At 67.7% G+C, this 3,989-nt stretch carries 4 protein-coding genes; all 4 read right to left on the reverse strand.

The features are described 5' to 3' along the window. Positions 1 to 204 (reverse strand): hypothetical protein (locus D588_RS27850; protein ID WP_198526764.1); only part of this gene is annotated, 204 nt, incomplete at its 3' end. A gap of 356 nt (positions 205 to 560) precedes the next feature. Beyond that, the gene (locus D588_RS0112180; protein WP_017916180.1) at positions 561 to 1,796 is read right to left on the reverse strand and encodes a hypothetical protein; all 1,236 of its coding nucleotides are present in this window, start codon (positions 1,794 to 1,796) and stop codon (positions 561 to 563) included. Positions 1,797 to 2,106: 310 nt separating this feature from the next. Beyond that, positions 2,107 to 3,399 carry an adenylosuccinate synthase gene (locus D588_RS0112185; protein WP_026143647.1) on the reverse strand — a complete coding sequence of 431 codons (1,293 nt, stop codon included), beginning with the start codon at positions 3,397 to 3,399 and terminating at the stop codon, positions 2,107 to 2,109. Between the two features lie 267 nt (positions 3,400 to 3,666). After that, positions 3,667 to 3,852 carry a DUF2065 family protein gene (locus D588_RS0112190; protein ID WP_017916182.1) on the reverse strand — a complete coding sequence of 62 codons (186 nt, stop codon included), beginning with the start codon at positions 3,850 to 3,852 and terminating at the stop codon, positions 3,667 to 3,669. Between the last annotated feature and the right edge of the window lie 137 nt (positions 3,853 to 3,989).

The following is a 3,989-nucleotide window of genomic DNA, read 5'->3' on the forward strand; positions in this document are numbered from 1 at the left end:
CGCGGCGGCGGCCGCATCGACCAGTTCCAGGCCGAGCGCGATCGAGCCTTGCTTGTCGGCCGCGGCGTCCCAGGCCGGTATGCCCATCTGCAGCGCGGCCGCCGGGTCTGCGGCACGCACCGCCGCCACGCAGGCCGGCAACGCCTGCGCCGGTGCGCACCGCTGCATCGCGGCCGCGTGCGCCACCGCGGACGATACCAACACACTCCCGCACAGCAGCATCCCGAGCGACTGCAAGATCAAGCGACTGCGCACTGCCGTTCTCCCCAAGATGCCGCAGCACACGCCGGATCCGTGAATGCGGCGGATATCGTCGCACTCTGGTCCCACGCACGCCGTTGCCGGCGTGCAACAACGCCGACCCGTGCAAGGCTATCGGCCATACGGGCGATTTCTTGAGCTCCATCCCATGCAAGAAGCCACGTTACTCACGCTACGCCTGCACGCGCCTTTACCCGTGGGACCGCAACTAGCCCCTCTCCCACCGGGAGAGGGGTTGGGGTGAGGGTCCGAGCACGCAGCACATCCATGCATCCCCCAACTCCAACCCCCAAGTCCCATCACAGCGGCGTCAACTGCCTGAGCTGCGCGTCATCGGGGAACGCCCGCACGCGGTAACGCGGCGGATACAGCGGCGGCTGGGGCTCCATCAGGTCGCCAAACGCGGCAACAGCCTCGTCCCAGGACACCAGGACGACCGCTTCCTCCTCGGCGTCGTCGCGCGGGACGACCAGGGCGATCCGGTCGGCTCTGGGCAACAACGTATCGACGCCCTTGGTCCAGGTACAGAGCGAAAACTGCCGCGCGCCGTCGTCGCGCTCCTGGTAGACGCTGAACGATGCGACGAAAATGTCCTGGTCGGTCGCGTCGTGGAGCTTGTCCAGCGCCGCCTTCTGATCGGCATAGGCAGGCGCGTCCAGCAGCCGGCGCAGGTCCGCCTGGCGCTGGCGATGCTCGGGCAACGCCAGCGCGAACGGCACCATGCGGCGTGCCTCGTCGTAAGTGAACACCAGCGCGGAGACGTTGCGGCCCTGCGCGGCCGCTTCCACGCTCAGTTCCAGCATCGCGCCGATGGCGGCGGCGTCGCGATCGCCCACCACCAGCAGGCAGTCGCGCGCCGGCAGCATGAACAGCGGATTGCCCGCCACCGGAACGCGATACAGCACGTCGGGCAGCAACGCGCGGCTGGTGTCGTAGGCATCCTGCCATGCACCGCGGAACACGCCGGGTGCGACTTCGACGAAATGGTCGGCGGTCGCGTCGCGCAGATTGTCGCGGGCGATCGCCAGGCCTTCGTCCAGGGTGATCCCCCATGCCGCGCGCGGCCCCTGGAACAGCGTGGAGATCGTATCCGGCAGATCCAGCGCCAGCAGCTCGACGCAATCCTCGGCGATGTCGCGCCATGCGTATGGGAATGGCGCATCGAGGCCTTTCTCCAGCAAGTGCTCCAGCCGCAGCTCCTCGAACATGCCGCGATTGCGGATCACCGGCATCAGCGTCGCGCGCACCTCGTCGAATGTCTTTTCCCGGCCATTCTCTTCCTGCGCGTTGAGCGAGGACGTCACATAGGCGCGCAATGCCTCGGCACGGCCTTTGCGCGTCGCGGCCCTGTAGGCCTGATAGGCGTTGTGCAGATAGATGGTGTAGCCATTGCCGCCGACCAGTCGGAACGCGTCGGGCTGATAGACCAGACCCTCGCGATAGCCGCGCGCGCGCAGGGCATCGGTGTACAGCCTGGCGAAGGCGTCGGGGCTGGGCGTGCGGCGGAACAGCGTGTCGAACAGTGCAGAGAACATCGGCGGTCGTCCTTGTCGAGTGGCGGCATGCGGGCGCCGCGCGGAATGCTAGCGCAGCTTTGCGGCAGCCGCAGATGGACGCGGACTGCAGTGTCCGCAACGGCACTCCGGCAACTCCGATTGCATCGAGCAACCAGAAAGCGCGCGCACGCTGCTCGGTCAGCTGTCCCTCCCACGTGCATGCACGGCGCACCGCATTACGCGTATCAGTGTGCGGCGCGAAATAAAAAGCCCCGCTGTCGCGGGGCTTTCTGGAGACTCGGCACTTCCTTCTCCCGCATGCGGGAGAAGGAGTCGCGTGCTGCCCGCCTCAGGCGAACGGATCCTGCAGCACCATGGTGTGCTCGCGGTCCGGACCGGTGGAGACGATCGAGATCGGGCAGCCGGCCAGTTCCTCCAGCGCACGCAGGTAGGCGCGGGCGGCGGGCGGCAGTTCGTCCCACACGGTGATGCCGTGGGTGTTCTCGCTCCAGCCCGGGAACTCCAGGTACACCGGGGTGCACTCTTCCCAGCCCTGCGCGTCCAGCGGCGCGTATTCGGTGCGCTTGCCGCGGTATTCGTAGGCGATGCACACCTTCAGCTTCTCCATGCCGTCGAGCACGTCGAGCTTGGTGATGCACAGGCCGGAGATGCCGTTGATGGCCACCGCCCGCTTCAGCGCGACGATGTCCATCCAGCCGCAGCGGCGCGGACGGCCGGTGGAGGCGCCGTACTCGGCGCCGCGGTCGCGGATGCCCTGGCCGATCTCGTCGTCCAGTTCGGTCGGGAACGGGCCGCCGCCGACGCGGGTGGCATAGGCCTTGGCGATGCCCAGCACGTAGTCGATGTCCTGCGCGCCCACGCCGGTGCCGGCCAGTGCGCCGCCGACGGTGGTGTTGGAACTGGTGACGTAGGGATAGGTGCCGTGGTCGATATCCAGCAGCGCACCCTGCGCGCCTTCGAACAGCACGCGCTTGCCCTGCTTGCGCAGGTCGTGGCAGATGCCGGCCACGTCGGACTTCATCGGCTGCACGTACTCGCCGAAGGCCAGCGCTTCGTCGAAGGTCTTCTGGAAGTCGACCGCTTCCACGCCCAGGTACTTGGTCAGCACGAAGTTGTGGTAGTCCAGCGCGGTGCGCAGCAGCTCTTCCAGCTGCGGCGGGTAATGCAGGTCGGCGACGCGGATGCCGCGGCGCGCCACCTTGTCTTCGTAGGCCGGGCCGATGCCGCGGCCGGTGGTGCCGATGGCCTTGCCGCCGGCGGCCTTCTCGCGGGCCTGATCCAGGGCGATGTGGTACGGCATGATCAGCGGCGCGGCCGGCGAGATCTTCAGGCGCGACCGCACTTCCACGCCGGAGGTCTCCAGCTCCTCGATTTCCTTGCGCAGCGCGGCCGGGGAGATCACCACGCCGTTGCCGATCAGGCACAGCGCATCGTCGCGCAGGATGCCGGACGGGATCAGGTGCAGGACGGTCTTCTTGCCGTTGATGACGAGGGTGTGGCCGGCATTGTGGCCGCCCTGGAAACGCACGACGGCACCGATTTCCTCGGTGAGCAGATCGACGATCTTGCCTTTGCCTTCATCGCCCCACTGGGCGCCGAGCACGACAACTGACTGACCCATGGCTGGGTAACTCCTGGTTTGCTGCGCGACCGTCGGGGCCACGCGGATGTGGTGGCCGTGCGGGGACCGGCCGACACCGGTGCGGCCGCTCCATCGGGGAGCGTCCAGGCGGCGGCAGGACCCATACACGGAAAAAGCCGGTCGAGACGCTCGCATGGAGCGGGCCCGGCCGGCTTTTGTGCATTATCCGGGTTTTGGGTGGCGGTCACCACCCCTTCCCCTGCCGCGTTCAGCGACCTGCCCCGACAGCAGCGATGGCAGACGGGGTCAGGCGCGAACCCACAGCAAGGCCATCAATCCCACCGCCAGAGCTACGCCGCCAGCGATCCGCAACTGCGTGGTCGGCATGGCCAGCATCTGCTGCACCATCCGCTTCCAGGCCTCCGGCGCGACCAACAGGATCAGACCTTCGGAGACGACGACCAGGCACACCGCGGCGATCAGATCGTGCATGGGGGTCTCGGCAAGCGGGGATGGGTGGGCCGCGTCGACACTGAAGCGGCTTGATCGTTCAGGAGCGGCTGAAGTGGCGCAAGCCTTCCCGGTGAAGCCCGTCGCGACTGAAGGGCACCTCGAACAACCTGCCACGA

Source organism: Xanthomonas sp. SHU 308 (genome assembly GCF_000364645.1).
In the GTDB taxonomy this organism is placed as follows: domain Bacteria; phylum Pseudomonadota; class Gammaproteobacteria; order Xanthomonadales; family Xanthomonadaceae; genus Xanthomonas_A; species Xanthomonas_A sontii.

Excerpts from the sequence above, each read along its gene's own strand:
- D588_RS0112180 (WP_017916180.1), bottom strand. The coding sequence starts at position 1,796 with ATGTTCTCTGCACTGTTCGACACGCTGTTCCGCCGCACGCCCAGCCCC.
- D588_RS0112185 (WP_026143647.1), bottom strand. The coding sequence starts at position 3,399 with ATGGGTCAGTCAGTTGTCGTGCTCGGCGCCCAGTGGGGCGATGAAGGC.
- D588_RS0112190 (WP_017916182.1), bottom strand. The coding sequence starts at position 3,852 with ATGCACGATCTGATCGCCGCGGTGTGCCTGGTCGTCGTCTCCGAAGGT.